This window comes from Falsibacillus pallidus (genome assembly GCF_003350505.1).
Lineage (GTDB): Bacteria > Bacillota > Bacilli > Bacillales > DSM-25281 > Falsibacillus > Falsibacillus pallidus.
On record NZ_QQAY01000010.1, the window covers coordinates 84,241 to 103,100 of the forward strand.

The following is an 18,860-nucleotide window of genomic DNA, read 5'->3' on the forward strand; positions in this document are numbered from 1 at the left end:
AGCATTAAGAAAAAGGAAACCAGATAGCAAATGAGTGGATAATAGACTAAAGGGAAAGTATCAATGAACCCGTTAACTCCAAGGAATCTTGTTACTGGTAAACTCAACAGAAAGGCCAATACCATTAGATAAGGCTTATAAAAGATGGAGGCAACTAATGCAATCATACTTGGTATATAAAGAAATATTAAATGCTCTATTCTCAATATATCCAACCATACTTTAATGTTATCACCTTGATGTTGTGGTAAGTAATCCTTCCACAAATATAAACCCATTAACGATCCTATGATTCCTAAAGCCCTTATAATAAAAAGTGCTTTTATTTTTTGTCATTTGTACAACCCCCTAATGGAATATATGCATTAGAGGGTCCCAATAACATCGAAGGATCAATGATTTAACGCTATCGAAAGGTTTTATACGATTATTATTACGAAAACAGAGTAAATCTAAATTGAAAAGTCTATTTACTCTTCAATCATAGAAATTAATACTTTTTCCATTTCCTGCTTTGGCAATTCTTCTGCCAACATGACGATTTTATATCCTTTTTGGGGCACCGTTACCCTCAATCCAACCTTCATATTAAAACTTTCATCATCAAAAGTTACAAATTTAAATTGATATCCATTTAAAGAGTAGGATTCGGTGTTTTCAATTTTTTGGGGAGTTTCCAAGTCATCTTTTTGTTTTAAGTTCATTTGTTTTGTCCAAAAAAATGACTTTCCATCAGAATAATTTGACGAAACCACTGGCTCATCTTCTGGCTTCTGCGAAATGTAGTTTTTATCTACTAATTGATATCCTTTAGGTAAATAGGAAGGGTTAGTAAAAGGAAAACTTGCTAATTGTTGGGCTTGTATTGGTATAATCTTATGTTCATACGCTTGCAATAATTTTTGAATTTGCTTTAATCTTTTTTCTTCTTCTTCATTTGGGTACTTCCTTTTTTCTTTTTGCACTTTACTATGGATTTTAGTTTGTTCTTTTATTAGTTCACTGTATTGATTGAACTCTTTTTCTGTTAAATTTTCTTTTGCAATCTGTAACGTTTGTTCATAGAAATCAAGTTCTTCTTTACTTTCATCAGGATAAGCTTGCTTTAAGTTTTCTCTTGAACCAAATAGTTGGCTAATGAAGGATTGAGCCGCATCGACAATGTGAGTACCGTTGTAAGCAACACTTATACCAATTATTAATACTGAAGCAGCTACAGCAAGTATCCACGAAGAATAACGTCTCTTTCTCTTTTCAGTCCTAAAAGGCTTATGGATGATTTCGCTGTTCAATTCTAGTTTATCGAATGTCTCTTTTTTAAACTTTTCTATGTCTACTTTATGCTTAAAGTACATTTTTGCTGCTCTTAATTTCTTTTCCTCCATATCCATCCTCCTTCATTTTTTTGCTTAATAACTGGCGGCCGCGAGAGAGTCTAGACTTTACCGTGCCAACATTTAGATTTAAGATTTCTGATATTTCTTGAATGGATAGTTCATCAAAGTAGAAGAGAGTAATAGGTAAACTATAGTGTTTCGGTAAATCATAAACAGCATTATGTACCTCTTCTTCCTGAACAGCTCTGAAATATGATTCTTCACTGCTTTCTTGTTTCTTGTCAGGTAAGAAGTCAGAGATAACTTCTCTCCATGATTTTCTGAACGAATTATTGCATTCATTAATCACAATTCTAGCAAGCCAAGGAAATGGCTCATTACTATTCTTTAATTGTTCCATCGAATGAAACGCCTTGATAAATGCTTCTTGTACTTGGTCTTCTGCTTTTAGCCAATCTTTGACGTAAGTATAAGCAAGTCTAACCAGGCGGTTTGTATACTTATCTATCCAAACCGCTAAAATTTCCTTCTTATTCAAGAATTCCCCTCCTTAAAACCTCGTGCCACGCTGTTTTCAAAGGTAAGATGTATTTTCATTAGAAAAGGTTGCGTTATTTTTATAATTTCTTTTTTAAGGTTAACAGAGTCAATCTTTAAAAGTGGAAGTTTTGTGATAATAGAATATTTCAAAGTTTATAGTAGGAAATTAAAATCAAATTCATAAACTTGATAACAACTAGAATTATGCCAAAATTGAAAGTGCATTGACATATAAAAACGAGTGGAGTAAAAATCCTAATAAATTCGATTTATTAGAGTGAGAAACCGTAGACAATATAACAAACAGCAGCCTCATTAGCTTAAGTAAGGTATCATATCCTATTGTCGCTTATTGGATAAGTATGTAAAAAAGGTGTTAAGTGTATTGTTAATACTCCTTTTTTTAGGAAGTTCATCTGGATATATATGTTAAAATAATTGCAGGGAAGGATTCAACTAACGGACAGGATAATAGAAGAATTATATCAATAGTACATAGGAGATGTTGTAATGATAACTGTTAAAAATGCTGAAAGTTATCTTAAAGGGAGTATTGGTGAAGATACCGATGATATAAAGAAGGTTTGGGAAAAATTCAAGGATTTTTCAATGGAGACAGTAGAGGGAGAAGAAGATAAAGAAATTTTATTTCAGTGTGGTGTCTATGATTTTACAGGAGAAGAACTATTCCATTTTGATCTTGTACGTCAGTTTACAGTTTATGAAGAAGATGATTATTCCCACATGGAACAACTACACTGTGAATTTTTATTTAAACCAACTAGCGAGTTAAAAAAGTTAAATGTAGATGAATGGTCAATGGATTATGACGACATAGAAAATTTTTTTAATCATATTGAAAGTACTAATGAGTTTAAAATACCTTTGAGTTTAAAACCGATAAAATTAGAAATATATCAAGAAGAAATTTAATTCTATTTCATAACGGAGCTTATGTTCCTGATCAGCTGCCAATACAGGGGAGCTTTTCTTTTAGATATTTTTCACGGAAAAATGAACCATTTCCTAACTCGGTGGGAATAAGTAGGTAGATAGGAGGTTGGGACGTGACGGAACATGAAGAACTTATCAAAGCGCAGTCTGGGGATCATCATGCATTCAATTCACTGTTAAGACACTATTTACCGTCAGCATATCAGGTGGCTTTCATGATTCTAAGGGAAAGAGCTGTGGCAGATGATGCGGTGCAGGAAGCACTAATTCGTACATACAAATCCATACATCGCTTTAATCCTGAAATTGCATCATTTAAAACCTGGTTTCATCAAATTTTGCTGCATGTTACCTGGAAAATGGCAAAACGAAAACGATTCTTCTCTCCGTGGAAGGAATTATTGGACAATTCTAGTGAAGGGCAGCCGGAATACGTTTATCTGCAGGGAGAAAACCAAAAAGAATTATATCAAACTATTCGAAAGCTTTCTAAGAAACATCAGACCGTGATCATTTTATACTACATGCAGGAGTTTTCGGTCTCAGAAATTGCTTCGATCCTTACTGTCAGTGAAGGAACAATTAAATCTCGTCTTCATTATGCCAGGGGTGAGCTTAAGAATGAATTGATGTCATCTCCACATGGTGAAATATCTCTCAAGGAGGGGTGGACGTGGAACAAGAATTAAAAGACACTTTGAAAAACGTTCAAGGACAAATCCGATATCCAAAAGAAATACATATTGAACGCATCCTAAAAAAGAAAAAACGGGCTAAATTAAATCAGGCAGCCCTAATTGTAGTGATATTGACTCTTTTCCTAACTTTGATTCCCAATGTGACTCCAAGCTGGGCCGAACTTAGGCTTTTTGGGACAAGCCCAAAACCAGCGCATCCTTATTCGGAATACTTGGTACACAACGGATACTACTACATCCCATCAGTACAGAAAATATCTAAAGAACAGTTAGAGACGAAACTAGGAACGATTTCACGTAATGGAGATTGGAAGTTTTTACGAGAAGGTGATACGACTCAATACCCTCCGAACTCCAATTATTATTCTATTAAAGGAAAATCACCAGATAAATACATTGCAGTTGATATTATGGCAGGTCCGGCAAGAAAGCACAAGATAGAGGGTTATCAGGTTCTAAAACGGGCAAAATTGGTGGAAAAACCTGATGTGAAATCTATTTATGGGGGAAAAAATGATTCGATGGAAGTGAATGCTGCTTATGAGAATATCCGAAATATTGTTCCTTTTTTAAGGATACTGCAGTCTCCAGATTTGAAGATGACAACTAGTGTATTGCGGAACGACGGGGCTCGCTATCATGTAAAGTTGGGATATAAACCTGCACCTCATAGTAGCATAAAGCAGACAGTGACACTACCAGGGGATAACCATGTTACTGAAAAGTTTCTCTGGATACAAGAATATCCAGAAAAATATCTAGACGGAAATCATCCTGATTACAACGGAGATTTTCAGTATGATTCCATCCAACAAGTCGGAGAATTTAGTTCCAATGGAATTACATGGGCTAGTTATCAAGTTGCTCAATATGATTCTTTATTTTCTACAAAGATAAACGGGATTATATACGAAGTGTCTTGCCAGGGCTTTTCTGTAGAAGAAATGAAAAAACTATTAGAAACATTTACAATAGCCCCTAAAAAGTAAGGGAATATTCTAGATGGATTAGTCAGTTCGAATAGGATTTAGAGGTCGTAGAAGGCACCCCTCTTTATCCAGGATCGTTGTTCTTTAGGTTAATGATTGTGGTAGATTGTGCTTTCGCTAACGGGGGCTCATCTTCAATAAGGATTTAAAACAAGGACCCAATTCGGGTCCTTGTTTTATGGTCATTTATTAACAATATTATTTAACCCATAGTTAAGGGTTTAAAGTTGAATTTGCTCGACTTAAGTTAAATTTGAAAATGCCTACAATATTTTTATAAGTGATATGGAAATATATGTTATTATATTGATGAAGGAGTGAGGGGTATTTGAATACATTGAATTGGATCGTATTTCTATGGCAGTTCTCATGTGGTATTTCGATTATTTCTTTTGCCTACGGATTATTTAAACGGTCTTGGATCTCTATGATAATTAGTCTTGTATCATTTCTGCCAGTTTCTTATTACTTTCTTGGTGCTGAAAACGAGTTAAAGTTTATCGGTTATACCCCAATATTAATGCTTTTATTTATTCTACTATTTAAAGAGAGTAAGAAAAGAATCTAAATGATATTTTTCCATCCAACAGAAGTGTTTTCTGTGTAAACCCCATTAGTTAGTTAATGAAAAGGTTGGAGATAAAATTGAGTCGGAAAAAGAACATGATGATTGAGTCTAAAATCCATACAAAGAGAGTGTTGCTAAGGAAATTCAAAGATGAAGATATAATTGATTTCTATGAAATAGTTAAGAAGCATGAAGTCGGAGAATGGCTCGGGGTAGAAAGAGGAATGACGTTTGTAGAATCGGAGAACTATATAAATACGATTATTAATCACTGGACTATTCATAAATTTGGTGTTTGGGCGGTAATAAGTAAGATTAATAATCGAATTATAGGCCATTGTGGTTTAAGGTGTTTTAACGAGACACAGGATGTAGAGATTATTTACCTTTTAGAGCCTAAGTTTTGGGGACAAGGATTTGCAACAGAAGCTGGAGCTGCTGCTGTGCAATTTGCATTTGAATCTCTAAAAATCGATACCCTTCATGCACGAATTAGATCAAGTAATGGTAAGTCAAAGAACGTGATAAAAAAACTTGGTTTTTCTTTTGTAGAGGATAGAGAGTACGAGGGGAGAACTTTATCTTACTACATGATGCATAATCCTACTTAATGCCAAGCCGTTTAAACGCCAACTCTCTAATGAGTAATTAATGACTATAACTATACTAATTTCTTATTGGAGGGTTAATATTGACAAAAAATCTTAAAGATAAAATCGCTATTGTGACTGGAGCCAGTCGAGCTAATGGAATTGGAGCAGCCGTTTGTATGTCATTAGCAGAGGCTGGTGCAGATGTTTTCTTTACCCGTTGGACTCCTTTTGATGAGAATGAAGGAAATGGTATTGAAAAAGGGTTTCCAGAGTTTTTAGCTGATAAAATAACTAATTTAGGTGTAAGGTGTGCTCATATGGAATTGGATTTATCTAAAGCTGATTCCGCCTTGAAATTACTAAGCGAAGTAGAGAGAACAATTGGCACTCCTTCAATTCTTGTAAATAATGCAACATTCGAATCTCCATCCAACTTCAGGAGTTTAAATGCTGACATTCTCTATCGACATTATCAAGTGAACAATTTTGGTACGATTATATTAAGTACAGAATTTGCAAAGAGATATGAAAAAGTCTTCTCTGGACAAAAGGGTGGAAGGATTATTAATCTAGTTTCTGGCGGCCCGGACCCTAACAACTTAGCCTACATTGCGACTAAAGGTGCCATTATTGCTATTACAGAGCCCTTATCGATTGCTTTAGCCCCAATTGGAATAACAGTGAACTCTGTTAATCCTGGTCCTACAGATACGGGATGGATGAGTGATGATATTAAAGCTCAGTTAACAACTCTCTTCCCAATGGGGAGGGTGGGGGTTCCTGAAGATGCTGCAAATCTAATAAATTTCTTGGCTAGTAATGAATCACAATGGATTACTGGTCAAGTTATCAAATCAGAAGGTGGATTTTTAGGTAAGTAACGTTAGGTTAAACAGCCTACTTTAATGGCTAAGCTTTCATTGATTAAAGACATGGAAGCAATATATCCAATATGGTGGAATAATATGGTTTTAGGGGTGGTAGTTTGAACAAGAGATTTAGCACGCTTTCTTCAATTTTAATACTAATAGGTATCTTAGTAACTTTAGCAAAGTTTTATTATGGTTCATCGAGTTGGGAAGGATTTTTCGGAGTGATTTCGATTGGCATCGCAATATTCATTTTTGGTGTCATTTTTGGTGTTATGGCTTTTGCAAAAAAAGAAAAGGGCGTCTTGAAGTACATATCAGTTTTCTCAGTAATTATTGCTGTTTTCTTTGTAGGTTATCTAGCCTAAAATATGATACTTATTTGAGGCTAGGAGTAAGTAATCGAGAAGAACTGCTGTTTTAGAGTTGCCAGCTGGTAGAGAACATCTAACATATAGAAGTAATACCGTTTTTAATTTTGCCGCTTTGGTCATCAACATAGTCGGTTCCGTTCTCGCAATTATCTTCATTCTTCCACTTAACAATATATTGATTGCCCTTATGACTAACGGATATTATTTCCACTGTACCAATGTGTTTAGAGTGATCTTTCATCACAATTGACTTTGCTTCTTCTTCAGTAACTTTCGGTTTCGAGAAGCTGCTGCAGCCACTCACTATCAGCACTAGACTTAAGGCTAAAACGAATCGTTTCATACATTTTCACCTCCGTATTCATTTAGACGATTGCACTATTAATGTGGTTACAAATCACACATTTTTATAGTACAACCAAATAGTCCTTTTGAAATCAATACATAAGAAAGTCAAAAAAAGTGAAATCATTTGTGGTTTCACTTTTTTCTTTCCTACTTCGAACTTGAAGTGTCATGGTATAATTTTACATAAAACATATATTTAAATGTCCTAAAGAAGGAGAAGTATTCATGGAGAGATGCAATAAATCAGTACTAGAACTCGTTAAATTTAATGAATATGATATTACGGGATTAATCGAGCTTTCTGCATCAGTCGGATGGGATTATGATGAGAACGAGATTGGAACTGTATTGGAGTCAGGAGAGATTTTCGGGCATAAAAATGCTGATGGGAAAATCGTTTCTAGTGCTGCAATAATTCCCTATGATAGTTCTTTAGCTACGATTGGTATGGTTATTGTGAATAATGGCTATAGAGGAATGGGACTAGGGAAAGAGGCTACTCTAAAATGTATAAATAGTGTTTCAAAGAACATAACCATTATGCTAATTGCAACAGAAGAAGGAAAACGCCTCTATGAAAAAATGGGATTTACCAAGGTAGATGTTATTCATAAGTATATTAGTGATAACTATGTACCTATTTCCAGATTGACTGGAAATGATGTAATCATTGAAGAATTCAGCGAGAATGATATTAATGAAATACTTAAGATAGATGAAGATGCTTTCGGGGATAGAAGAAGCCGGTTTCTTAAAAATAGAATAGAGCAATCAGAAAAATGTCTGGTTGTGAAAGATAATAGCGGAACCATAGTGGGGTATGGAATGTCTATCTTAGGACCTGTCAATCTTATATTAGGGCCCATTTCAGCACCAGACTTCCAAACAGCTTCTCTATTAATTGATAAATTATCGTCTAAACATCAAGGGAAATTAAGAATTGATGTCCCATCAAATAATGAAGAGTTCATGGCGATGCTAGAGAAAGGTGGATTCATTAAGGTAAGTGAGCCCCCTATAATGGTCATCAATTCTCTTGATATGCCACCTAGGAACAATACATTGTATGGAATTGCAGCCCAGATTTTTGGGTAAGAGACTTTGTTTTTACATAAGATTAGACAATCTATTAGGGATCGTTGTTGATTTTCCCTCTTGGTGTATTTCACCTTTTTTAGCAGCCAAATTACATGTTCGTGGCAAGAAGACAGAATGAGAACCATAGGGAATTTAAGTTATTTACACTTTGCTATGGAGGAAACTTATGAAAACTCACTATTATTTAGGGTGGTTTACAAACTTATTTCCAGAGAGTCTGGGAAGGGTTTTACAGGAGGATATCACTGATAGAAAATCAATTGTCATGATTAGCTCGAATCCCTCTATTTATGAACATGAAGGAGCGGCTGAAAAATCATGGCTTGACCATGCTGGCATTATGTTTGATGAATATCATTTAATTAATTATCGCGTCCAAAAGGAAGATGCCCAAATATTAATTCAAAATGCTTCAGTTATTTTCTTATTGGGTGGAGATCCTCTTAACCAAAATAGTTTTTTGATGGAATATGAATTATCGGATTTCATAAAAGCAAGCAGTGCCGTTGTCATTGGGGCAAGCGCTGGTGCAATCAACATGTCCGCAAAATGGTTATGCTCGAAAAAACTAGGGTTTGAAGTAGAAACGAGCTCCATTTATAAGGGGGTCGGCCTTGACGATTTTTCCATACTTTCTCATTTTGATCTTGAAAATAACATTGCGCTCGTACAAGGAGAACTGTCTCACTTATCGGAGGAAATAAAAATTTATGCGTCAAACAAAGATTGTGCTGTACGTATTAAGGGAGACAAAACCGACATTTTTGGCAATGTATATTTAATTTCCAACTCAAATATTCAGAGATTGGATGAGACTATAGTTGGGGTGAATGGCTAGGGCTAGATTAAAGCTTCATCAAGCGAAGAATACCATATTTGTATACATCACTTTAAAATACACACAATAATTCCTAGTACATCTGTTTCTAGCGCTAGGAGTGGAATGAACAATATGTCAAAAATAGTGATTTCAATCTTAATAATGATGGTTTTATGGAATGGAAGTTCCGTTGTTGAGGGGAAAGATCCGATTTCCACCGAGCAGCCTATGTCAGTGGAAAAAGCATATGAATTAATGGGTTATACAGATTTCGATAATGCCCTAAAACAATATAATAAAAAAGGATTAATCCTGCCTAGTGATATACCTTTCAAGGTTGCGTATCAATATGCTAAAGTGGACCCCGATACTTCATCCATTAATTTTGAATACTTAGGTGAGAACTTTTCCAGAAATCATCTAAGTATCAAGGTCAGTCCAAAATCGAATCCCGATTATAAGAATAACCATTTGATGAGTTCTGGTGAAAAAGCTTGGATGATAGAAGCCACTAGACCAGAATATCCAACAATCATATCTTTTAAAAAGAAGGATTTATTTTATACAGTTATGTTGCACATGGGAATGAAACCATTAGAAAGATCACTAGCGATCCAGATTGCTGAGGAATTGAAAGATGTTCAGTAAAATTAAAAATAAATGAAAAGGTGAAATCATAATGACTTCACTTTGTGTCAGCAGTATAAAATTTTACCTTGTTTGATCAAGAATTTTACGCTTGTTATTACAGCCGGTTAATTTATAAACAAAAGGATTACTTATACACTTATTATTCGTATACTGCGCAATGTCCTTGCAAATGATTTCTTCTTTTCAACTTGTTTCAATATCTTCCCTCTATGAATCCTAGTCTATTTTTGTCGAAATATTAAGAGGTGCTCTTGAGCTCATGTTCCTCTTCAAAGTACATGGATTTGCTTGGCAAAAGAACTAACTTTATTTGTAGAATGCTTAGCAATAACATTAATGTGGAGGCTGCATTGATAGTGTATCTCACTGGTATGATATCTCCTGTAAAGCCAATCATTAAAATAAAGATAACCTGAAGAAAACTTTGAAACATACCATAAATGCTTGAAATTCTCCCCATCATCTGGACTGGTACGTTATTTTGGTAAAAAGTCATAAACCCTGTCCCAGAAAATGAGTTGAAATATCCTAATATCATAAAACCAATAGCTACAGTCCAAAATGAAAAAGAGAAGGCATATACCAAATAGCCAATCGATACCATAAAATAACCAAGGGTGATTAAAGATCTTATCGACAACTTTTTAACAACCAGCGAAACGGTTGCTGCCCCTAAAATTGATCCAACTCCTGTTAAGCTTATGAGTAAACCGTAGTCAGCTTCAGACAGATTTAACACCTTTTGTGTAAATACCACCTCTTGAGCATCCATTCCAAGTGCGACAATCATAAAAATTTGAGATAAGAAGTACACCTTCACAATATATGGATTACTTTGACTGAATTTAAATACTTTGTTCCAGTCACTTTTTAAAATGTTCAAGCTAAATTTCCCTACGACTTTATTAGAATCGATATTCAAGTTAGGCAATAAGTACACCATTATTGCTGAAACAATAAAAGAAAAAGCATTAATCCAAATAGAAACACTAACTGAGAAAACGAGGAGTAATAATCCGGAAATAGCTGGACCGATTAAAAAGGCACTTGAAGATATCAAACTTCTAAAGGAGTTAAATTGTTTTCGTCCTTTCTCAGGAACAATGTTAGTGATATAGGTAATTGTGGCGGGTTCAGAAAAAGATTTGGAGATTGAGAGAATAAAAAGGCATACATAAATAGGCCAAATAGAGCTGAAGAATGGGATAATGGCTACAAAAGCAGCTCGAATGATATCTGTTCCGATCATTATCCTTCGAATGTTTAAGCGATCTATGATACTCCCGGACCAAAACTTCGTTAACATGGAGGCTATAGGCCCGATAATCCACAAGCCAGCAACAGCAGCAGCGGAGCCAGTTAGTTTTAAAACTAATACATTGATGGCTACCAGATAAATAAAGTCTCCTAAGGTTGATATGCCCAATCCAAATAGTAATAAATATGAATTCTTTTTTGGGGAAAAGATTGGTTGAATAATGAAGAACACCCCACCTAATCAATTAATTAACTGCAATTTTAGCTGAATAACATTTTCTTATAAGATACCATAAAAAGTAAATTAATCCCAATCGTTCTCTAGAGTTATAATAGAGAGAATAACTTGTTTATCAGGAGTGACTGCGATTAAATCCTCTAAATCCAAATGTCATTTATTTCACCCTCCATTCAATTCACTACATTGTATATCTATTTTGCTGAGGCAATGGTTGATTGGACAATCGAAAAAATTCAAGGGAGAAAAATAACAAAGGCTCTTTTCTCATACTTTGTTGCTTTAGCTAATAAAGTGGGATTGTTTAAGCCATGATTTAACTCAAAATAGCGTAAATGAAGAGAAAAGAGCTGGATATTATATTTCAAAGCACTAAGTAGCTACTTTGGCGTTAAAATCGGCAGTAGGATTTTAACATTCGTTACGAAAACAGCCATAACAAAAAACAAAAAGGACGATCATCGTTAGATAACCGCCCTGGCTGAGTTGCTATTATTTTATCGCTTTGCTGACTTTGAGTTTTTTTCCTTTGATCGTTGCGTTCTCCATGGCTTGAAGAACGAGTGAGCCTTTGCCATTCAGGATATCCACGTAGGACAGGTTATCCTGGATGGTGATGATGCCGATGTCGTCTGCTGTGACGCCGGGGATTTTTGCGATCGTTCCCACAAAGTCGACTGCCCGGATCTTCTTCTTTTTCCCGCCGTTGAAGTGCAGTTTCAGGATATCCTGATTGATTCGTGCCGTTTTATTGTTTTTCACGACTCTTCGTCCACTGCATTTTTCTTCGAAAGAAGCCCTGTTTCTGGCAACATCCTGTGGTTTTGGAAATTCCGATTGGGGAATCTCGAAGCCAATGTATGTTTCGATGGCTTTTATGAATTTTCCTTCATGAGGCGTCGCGAACGTGATCGCTTTTCCTTTATTGCCGGCACGACCGGTTCTTCCCGTTCTGTGAACATAGCTTTCTTTTTCCATCGGAACGTCATAATTGATGACAAGCGTCACACTATCCACATCAATCCCACGGGCAGCAACATCTGTTGCGACAAGATAACGGAAATTCCCTGTTTTAAAGCCATCCATGACAGCAAATCGGCTTTCTTGCTCCAGGCCGCCGTGCAGTCTTTCACAAGAATATCCTAAATCATCTAATTCCGTGAATACTTTATCGACTTGATCTTTTGTTCTGCAAAAAATGATGCAGCTGTCTGGGTTTTCGATAACAGTCACATCTTTGAGAAGCGGCAGTTTGCTTTCTTCCTTCACTTCATATAAAAGATGTTCGATTGTATTGGTCGTGATGCCGTCAGCCTTGATTTCCACATTGATTGGAGCGGTCATATATTTATGGCAAAGATCTTCAACATCTTTTGGCAAAGTTGCGGAGAATACCATCGTCACTCTGTTGGAAGGAAGTTGATTGATAATCTCCTCCACTTGGTCGATAAACCCCATATTAAGCATTTCATCTGCTTCATCGATGATCAAATATTTTATTTGATCCAAATCTAGCGTCCCTCTATCAATATGGTCCATTACCCGTCCAGGTGTACCGACGACTGCGTGTGTTTTTTGCTTTAATTCTTCTTTTTGTTTGGAGAAGGGCTCTTTCCCATAAACGGCCAAAGCTTTAATTCTTTTAAACCGGCCAATATTCGTTAGATCTTCTCTTACCTGAACGGCAAGTTCCCTGGTGGGTGTCAGAATCAATGCCTGTGGTTTTTTCTCTTCCCATTCCACCAATTCGCAAAGGGGGATGCCAAAGGAAGCAGTCTTGCCGCTGCCTGTTTGAGATTTCACTACTAGATCTTTATGGTCCAAAGCCATTGGGATGACTTTTTCTTGAACTTCTGTGGGCATTTCATATTTTAACAATTCAAGTGCTCTCTTGATTTCATTGCTTAAATGGTATTTTTCAAAGCTTTTTTCATTCATGTATAGACCTCTTTTACTGTATTATCCGAATTATATATAGGATTCTCGTAAAGAAATATCATATACATAAACTGATTATGATTCATTATACTTGAAAGTCCGAGGGCATCGGGTGTTTTTTGAATAATCGATTTTCGGTTCAGTATGCGATTTTGGTATTCGGCTTATTTATTAAGGGAAGGGAATTATGTATTTGTAGCAGAAGATAACACTGGAGAAATTGTTGGATTTGCGGATCGTGGAAAGAGAGAAAAAAACAATGTTGAAAATTCCGGCGACTTGACATCCATTTATCTTCTTAAAGAATACCAAGGGTGTGGAATTGGGAAAAAACTGATGAAGCAAGTATTTCTTAAATTTGTAGAATTGAATATCAATCATGTTTTTGTTGAAGTATTAAAGGAGAATGAAACACGTTATTTCTATGAATATCACGGTTCGAAATTACATAGGTCTGAGAAAATTATTAACGGTGGTAAAGAGCTAAATCTTCTTACATATGAATGGGATGACATTAAGAGTTTTTTCTAGGGGTATCACCCATTAATTTTAAGAAATTGAAAGATAATATTGAAGAACAGAACAAATGAGGTTTAAGCGTTGAAAAAAATACAGGATATTAGTAATATTCTTCTAAATAATGGATTGATCATAAATGAGGATTTGAACTGGAAGGAACTAAAAAGTGGTACTACTGATGGTGTATTATATGAACTCCATATCAACAAAATTCCAAGCTATGTGATAAAAATAGACAACCCAATGATTATTTCTGCTACACATGATTTTCTTAACGAATATAAAAATGTAAGGTTGTTGCCTGATCTTCTTTTTTCAGATGTTGAAAAAGGATTTATTGTGTACTCATATATTTCTGGTGAAACCCACTTCAATCGAGGTTTGAAAATAGAATGGATGACAATCTTGATAAAAGAACTTTTTAATAATTACAAGAAAGTCGATAAAATAACAACGTGGGGAAGAATCAATGGGATCAGCCGAAATACCTGGTCGGATTTCAATCAAGAAAGTTTTGAGTCTGCCCAAATGAATATTGGAGATTTTCTATCAAGTGAGGACCATAAAAGAGTAGAAAAATTGGCAAATAAGCTAAAAGAATATCCTCATAACGAGCAAAAGTATTATCTGCATGGTGATGCTGGCGTACATAATTTTATATATTTGGACAACCAATTAAGAGGAGTAATTGATCCTTCACCATTAATAGGGCCAAGTATTTATGATTTTACTTACGCATTTTGTTCTTCACCAGATAGTTTAGATTTAAACACCCTTCTTCCATTGTTTTCATTATGGGAAGGTGGGAATTCTATAACTGAGGAACAGCTTTTGGATGAAGTGCTTTTCCAACTATATACACGTATTGGAGTATGTATAAATGTGCACCCGCACGACCTTGATGTTTATATGGTGGCTTGGGAAAAATGGAAGGGGTACCTTCCAACTAATTAATGTATAGTGCTGAAACGAACATATTTTCTTGCCCTATAAGTCTAAAGGCAAATAAATTAACCTCTACACAAGGATGAGGGTGGGAGAATGAAGCATTTAATATTTAATATTCATCTTTTTAAACGTCAGACTAACAAACTGTGAGAGATTTTTTTCTTCCCCCATGAGTCCTTTCTCTCCTTTTTGAAAAGTCAAATTAAAAATAGCCATTTCTAACTCCAAAGTACATTACTAATTCCTCTTACAAACAATCTGTATCGGGTTCCCATCAGGATCCTGGACCCATCCTGCTCTTAATTTACCTTCCAAAAAATCATGGGGCTCAGATAACATTACAGTTCCCCATTCAATTAAATACTGAATGGCAGAATCAGTATCTTCAGTCCATACTACAATTTCGCATCCCATATTTTCACCAGGATTTAATCCGTGGATTTCTTTCGTAGAATCTTTAGTGGCTATTCCTAGCTTGAACCCATCTAATTGAAGTTCATAATGTACCGGCTTACCTTCAATTTCTGCGACGAACGTTTGTGTAAAGCCAAGTTTCTCATAAAACTCCTTGGATTTTACAAGATTCTCTACGTATAGATTGATTTGTAGAGAATTAAAGTACATAGATGCCACCCTCTATAGATTTTTATAATCTCATAGACTATATATAATAAGATTCAACAAAAAAGAGTACTCTCCTCCTTGGAACGAGGGGACAGGTTTCTTGTCCCAATAAATATAGTATCATCCAGCAGAAAATGGGACAGTTAACCTGTCCCTATGTCCCGGTATAATAAAAAAATTATAAAAATTAATAGAAATTTGTAACGAATGGGACTTGAATCGGATATATAGGCGAAAGGAGGCAATGGGTTGGGGGAATTAGATGAAATATACAGCAATTATGGTGAAGAAGTTTTCAAATATTTAATGTGTCTTTGTCACAATGCAGATTTATCTGAAGAATTAGCACAGGAAACCTTTTATCAAGCGGTAAAATCCATTGATAGATACAATGGTGAATGCAAAATGTCAGTCTGGCTTTGTCAGATAGCAAAGCACACTTATTATAAATATCTTGATCGCCATAAGAAAGAACAACTGAAACAACAACTACATATGAATCAAGATACGGCACTTCATACCTCACCGGAAGTTGAATTGATGCATTCAGAAGATAAAGTTGCTTTATATCGATTGATCCATTTGCTTGAAGAACCCTATAAAGAGATTTTTCTTTTAAGGATACTAGGCGGACTAAGTTTTAACGAAATAGGAGAGATCCAGCAGAAAAATGAAAATTGGGCACGTGTAACGTTTTATAGGGCCAAGATGAAATTACGGGAAAGGGGTAAGAATCATTATGGAAAAGAGTAGTTGCAGCATAGTGAGGGATTTAATGCCTTCTTATATCGACCATTTATGCAGTCAGGATAGCGTTTTATTTATTGAAGAACATATCAAATCCTGTGCTGAATGCAGGGAAGTGTTAGAAAATATGAAGGAAGATATCAATATTTCTGATGGGGTAGATGAAATATATCAAGTGGAAGTTAAGAAGCCATTTCAAAAAATAGCTGGATTCTTCAATAGTCAAAAGAGACTTGCGAGATATTTGCTTCTGGCTGCCTTATCCGCGCTCATTCTTAGCTTCATTTTCTTAATTCCTTCACTGATGAATTTTAATGAACATAAAAAAGAAGTTGAGAAATTAAAAGTAGTAGAAAAAGATAAACATGAAATCATGAATCATGTATTTCAGATTCTTGGATCATCAACTGAATTATCTAAACAAGAAGAAGAGAAATTGCTTGCCACTTTTAAGAAGTATAGCGGGAAACTAAACCTTCTGGCTGTTTTTCCAGCAGAAGAAAATCAAAAATGGCTGCAGGATAAGGAAGTAGTTAAACAGAAACCTACAGCAATCTATCCTATTGAATACAAAAAAGCTGCTATCGTCATTGGGAATGAAGGGATCATTAGGAAGGATGAAACAATTCAGCCTAGTGGCTACGACTTGGGTACCGTTGTGATGGCAAATAAACACTGGATCATCCAATATGAATATAAACATTCATATGAGCCAACTGTCGAGAGGCATCACCAATTGACTTATTATGGGCCGAGCACTTGGAGTTTCTTCCAAACACCGCTTCTTTTGTGTGTGCTATTTAGCGTATTATTTTTGTTTTGGCTAATCTCAAGAAGGTTAAACAAACATCTTAAAGATATTATGGGGTGAACTGGGACATGGGGACAGGTTCATCGTCCCCAACAAGATAAGCACAGCGGAGCATAGGGACAGTTAACCTGTCCCTATGTCCCGCTGCTCCATAGCCTTTCTACGTTGACTAATTCCTGTTCGTGAAATTCCATTTTGTAAATGTCAGGTTTTGATGTGCTGTGCAAGAAAGTGAGGTCATATTGGTTATCGAAATACCCAATCATCAGCGTCATCACAGCACCGTGAGAACCTATCACTATTCTTTTCCCTTTATAAATTTCTAATAGTTCTTTTAAAACGGTAACTGCTCTTCTTTGACAGTCCGCATTCGATTCTCCATCATCTAAGAAGTAATGCGGATCTGCGAACGACTTCACTAAAAGTGGCAACAATTCTTTATCAGCTATTCGATTGTCCTCAGCCGTAAATTTCCTCTCTTTCAAATCTTCTATGACCAACACTTCCTGCCCTATATGTTCAGCTAACTTTTCGACAGTCAGTATGGAGCGCAGATAGGGACTTGAAACTACAGCATCAATTTGTTCTTCTTTCAAAAGTTCAGTCACTCTTTGGGCATCTAAATACCCTTTTCCACTTAATCCTCGTGTTCTTTCATTTCCATCCTTAGGTGAATCGCCGTGCCTTACCATATAAACAAACGTACTCACAATATGACATCCTCCAATAGCTCCATATGGGACGGAGGGACAGGTTCTTTGTCCCTCCGTCCCTTTCATTATAGAGTATGGAAATAGAATTATCTTCCTTTTAATTCCTATTGAAATAAAGGGAACATGCTTCGGTTTGGAGAAGTTCTATTAAAGCTATTCAATTCCAAGATCTGTTTAAGGAGCAAATAATGCAGTTCACAATAAAAAAATACGAAACCAAATATGAAAAACAGTTAATTGAGATTTTACAAGCGAGATCTGAAGATGAAAATATCTTGCAGATGTTAAAGAGTCCATCTTGCAAAATTGCTTATGGTGTTTTTGTAGAGGCTGAATTAGCGGCTTTATTCTTTGGATGGACTGGCAGGTTTCATCCTTTTTGCCTATATTTTCGAATTGTTGTCAGTCCAAGTCAAGATGAAACGGAGACGGCGGAACAATTACTGGCATGGGTACAGGAGCAGGAAAAGATGGAGCTGCCGCTGCAAACCTCTTTATGGGAGACTCGTCATGAATTAATAAAGGCTTATGAAAAAATGGGATTTGAAGAAATCAGAAGAACCTATATGCCAAGGCTAAAGGTGGGAGATGCAGCACCACCTCGCGCATCCACTCATGTTGATCTCAAAATTAAGACATTGAAAGAGATTATGCTGGATGAACCGTTAATGAATAAACTGGCCCGGCTTGTCAAAACCAACTATGAAAATACCCACCTGGCAAATCCGGTGGCACAGATGGAAATAGATGATTGGAAAAAGTTGATACTGGCCGATGACACATTGCTGGATGGAAGCTACATTTGCTTAGATGAAAGGGGAGGGGAGATAGCTGCCTATTCTTTCCTTCATGATTCGGAAGAGGATGATGCATATGAATTAGGATGGTGCGGGGAGTCCCAAAAGAAATACACCGATGTCATAAACCATTTAGTGAGCCATCAAATCTACTATTCAAGAAGAAAGGGTGTTTCCTGCCTCATTGGTGAATTTGATACAACGGATGAAGCAGCAATGGCAATCATGAAGTCGTTTCCATTCGAAACCGCTCCGGCATGGATTACCTATCAAAGAGAATACGGGACACCGGGGACAGGTTCCTTGTCCCGCAACCGGGACGAGGAACCTGTCCCCATAGCCGTCAAGTTAAGCGAAAAGGTGTAAATATTGGGTGAAATCCGTTATCCTTCCATAAAGAAATCTTTATGAAAGGATGACTTTTATGGA

The 18,860-nt window shown here is 35.9% G+C and carries 21 protein-coding genes; 14 read left to right on the forward strand and 7 right to left on the reverse strand.

Going from position 1 to position 18,860, the window contains the following annotated elements; genetic code table 11:
- Positions 1 to 470 precede the first annotated feature (470 nt).
- Both DFR59_RS14365 and DFR59_RS14370 read right to left on the reverse strand, forming a co-directional pair.
- Positions 471 to 1,385 (reverse strand): DUF4367 domain-containing protein, encoded by a 915-nt coding sequence (locus tag DFR59_RS14365; RefSeq protein WP_158538395.1) that lies wholly within the window; start codon positions 1,383 to 1,385, stop codon positions 471 to 473.
- Positions 1,345 to 1,875 (reverse strand): RNA polymerase sigma factor, encoded by a 531-nt coding sequence (locus DFR59_RS14370; protein ID WP_114746363.1) that lies wholly within the window; start codon positions 1,873 to 1,875, stop codon positions 1,345 to 1,347. Before DFR59_RS14370 ends, DFR59_RS14365 begins: the two co-directional genes overlap by 41 nt.
- Before the next feature lie 512 nt (positions 1,876 to 2,387).
- On the opposite strand from DFR59_RS14370, the gene DFR59_RS14375 reads away from it, so the two are divergent.
- The 6 genes from DFR59_RS14375 to DFR59_RS14405 all read left to right on the forward strand — a co-directional run bounded on the left by DFR59_RS14375 (position 2,388) and on the right by DFR59_RS14405 (position 6,916).
- Complete coding sequence (locus DFR59_RS14375) at positions 2,388 to 2,810, forward strand: hypothetical protein (RefSeq protein ID WP_114746364.1); 423 nt, start codon at positions 2,388 to 2,390, stop codon at positions 2,808 to 2,810.
- A gap of 134 nt (positions 2,811 to 2,944) precedes the next feature.
- A complete protein-coding gene (locus tag DFR59_RS14380; protein WP_114746365.1) occupies positions 2,945 to 3,520 on the forward strand; it encodes an RNA polymerase sigma factor in 576 nt (191 codons plus the stop codon).
- Positions 3,505 to 4,518, forward strand: a complete 1,014-nt coding sequence (locus DFR59_RS14385; protein ID WP_114746366.1) for a hypothetical protein — start codon at positions 3,505 to 3,507, stop codon at positions 4,516 to 4,518. The genes DFR59_RS14380 and DFR59_RS14385 overlap by 16 nt, the downstream gene beginning before the upstream one ends.
- A 645-nt stretch (positions 4,519 to 5,163) precedes the next feature.
- Positions 5,164 to 5,697 carry a GNAT family N-acetyltransferase gene (locus tag DFR59_RS14395; RefSeq protein WP_245948493.1) on the forward strand — a complete coding sequence of 178 codons (534 nt, stop codon included), beginning with the start codon at positions 5,164 to 5,166 and terminating at the stop codon, positions 5,695 to 5,697.
- Between the two features lie 80 nt (positions 5,698 to 5,777).
- Positions 5,778 to 6,560, forward strand: a complete 783-nt coding sequence (locus tag DFR59_RS14400) for an SDR family oxidoreductase (protein ID WP_114746368.1) — start codon at positions 5,778 to 5,780, stop codon at positions 6,558 to 6,560.
- Positions 6,561 to 6,664: 104 nt separating this feature from the next.
- Complete coding sequence (locus DFR59_RS14405; protein WP_114746369.1) at positions 6,665 to 6,916, forward strand: hypothetical protein; 252 nt, start codon at positions 6,665 to 6,667, stop codon at positions 6,914 to 6,916.
- Between the two features lie 79 nt (positions 6,917 to 6,995).
- Here the strand turns inward: DFR59_RS14405 and DFR59_RS14410 are convergent, their stop codons facing one another.
- Complete coding sequence (locus DFR59_RS14410; RefSeq protein WP_114746370.1) at positions 6,996 to 7,265, reverse strand: lipoprotein; 270 nt, start codon at positions 7,263 to 7,265, stop codon at positions 6,996 to 6,998.
- A gap of 230 nt (positions 7,266 to 7,495) precedes the next feature.
- On the opposite strand from DFR59_RS14410, the gene DFR59_RS14415 reads away from it, so the two are divergent.
- The 3 genes from DFR59_RS14415 (at position 7,496) to DFR59_RS14425 (ending at position 9,836) form a co-directional block, all read left to right on the forward strand.
- A complete protein-coding gene (locus DFR59_RS14415; protein WP_114746371.1) occupies positions 7,496 to 8,365 on the forward strand; it encodes a GNAT family N-acetyltransferase in 870 nt (289 codons plus the stop codon).
- 169 nt (positions 8,366 to 8,534) lie between these two features.
- Positions 8,535 to 9,206: a Type 1 glutamine amidotransferase-like domain-containing protein gene (locus DFR59_RS14420; protein WP_114746372.1), complete on the forward strand. Its 672-nt coding sequence runs from the start codon at positions 8,535 to 8,537 to the stop codon at positions 9,204 to 9,206.
- A 114-nt stretch (positions 9,207 to 9,320) separates the two neighbouring features.
- Positions 9,321 to 9,836: a hypothetical protein gene (locus tag DFR59_RS14425; RefSeq protein WP_114746373.1), complete on the forward strand. Its 516-nt coding sequence runs from the start codon at positions 9,321 to 9,323 to the stop codon at positions 9,834 to 9,836.
- A 241-nt stretch (positions 9,837 to 10,077) separates the two neighbouring features.
- Here DFR59_RS14425 and DFR59_RS14430 read toward each other — a convergent pair whose 3' ends face one another.
- Positions 10,078 to 11,328: an MFS transporter gene (locus DFR59_RS14430; RefSeq protein ID WP_114746374.1), complete on the reverse strand. Its 1,251-nt coding sequence runs from the start codon at positions 11,326 to 11,328 to the stop codon at positions 10,078 to 10,080.
- 498 nt (positions 11,329 to 11,826) lie between these two features.
- Entirely contained in the window at positions 11,827 to 13,272 is a 1,446-nt protein-coding gene (locus tag DFR59_RS14435; protein WP_114746375.1) for a DEAD/DEAH box helicase, read from the reverse strand.
- Positions 13,273 to 13,416: 144 nt separating this feature from the next.
- Between DFR59_RS14435 and DFR59_RS14440 the strand changes: the two genes are divergently transcribed.
- Entirely contained in the window at positions 13,417 to 13,803 is a 387-nt protein-coding gene (locus DFR59_RS14440) for a GNAT family N-acetyltransferase (RefSeq protein ID WP_114746376.1), read from the forward strand.
- A gap of 69 nt (positions 13,804 to 13,872) precedes the next feature.
- The gene (locus tag DFR59_RS14445; RefSeq protein ID WP_114746377.1) at positions 13,873 to 14,745 is read left to right on the forward strand and encodes a hypothetical protein; all 873 of its coding nucleotides are present in this window, start codon (positions 13,873 to 13,875) and stop codon (positions 14,743 to 14,745) included.
- Positions 14,746 to 14,976: 231 nt separating this feature from the next.
- Here the strand turns inward: DFR59_RS14445 and DFR59_RS14450 are convergent, their stop codons facing one another.
- Complete coding sequence (locus DFR59_RS14450; RefSeq protein WP_114746378.1) at positions 14,977 to 15,363, reverse strand: VOC family protein; 387 nt, start codon at positions 15,361 to 15,363, stop codon at positions 14,977 to 14,979.
- 249 nt (positions 15,364 to 15,612) lie between these two features.
- On the opposite strand from DFR59_RS14450, the gene DFR59_RS14455 reads away from it, so the two are divergent.
- Together DFR59_RS14455 and DFR59_RS14460 are read left to right on the forward strand one after the other, a co-directional pair.
- Positions 15,613 to 16,116, forward strand: coding sequence for an RNA polymerase sigma factor (locus DFR59_RS14455; protein WP_114746379.1), 504 nt, complete (start codon positions 15,613 to 15,615; stop codon positions 16,114 to 16,116).
- Positions 16,103 to 16,981, forward strand: coding sequence for a zf-HC2 domain-containing protein (locus DFR59_RS14460; RefSeq protein WP_114746380.1), 879 nt, complete (start codon positions 16,103 to 16,105; stop codon positions 16,979 to 16,981). The genes DFR59_RS14455 and DFR59_RS14460 overlap by 14 nt, the downstream gene beginning before the upstream one ends.
- A 74-nt stretch (positions 16,982 to 17,055) precedes the next feature.
- Here DFR59_RS14460 and DFR59_RS14465 read toward each other — a convergent pair whose 3' ends face one another.
- Positions 17,056 to 17,631 carry a histidine phosphatase family protein gene (locus DFR59_RS14465; RefSeq protein ID WP_114746381.1) on the reverse strand — a complete coding sequence of 192 codons (576 nt, stop codon included), beginning with the start codon at positions 17,629 to 17,631 and terminating at the stop codon, positions 17,056 to 17,058.
- 191 nt (positions 17,632 to 17,822) lie between these two features.
- Here DFR59_RS14465 and DFR59_RS14470 point away from each other — a divergent pair, with 191 nt between their 5' ends.
- Positions 17,823 to 18,797, forward strand: coding sequence for a hypothetical protein (locus tag DFR59_RS14470; RefSeq protein WP_114746382.1), 975 nt, complete (start codon positions 17,823 to 17,825; stop codon positions 18,795 to 18,797).
- Positions 18,798 to 18,860: the final 63 nt, after the last annotated feature.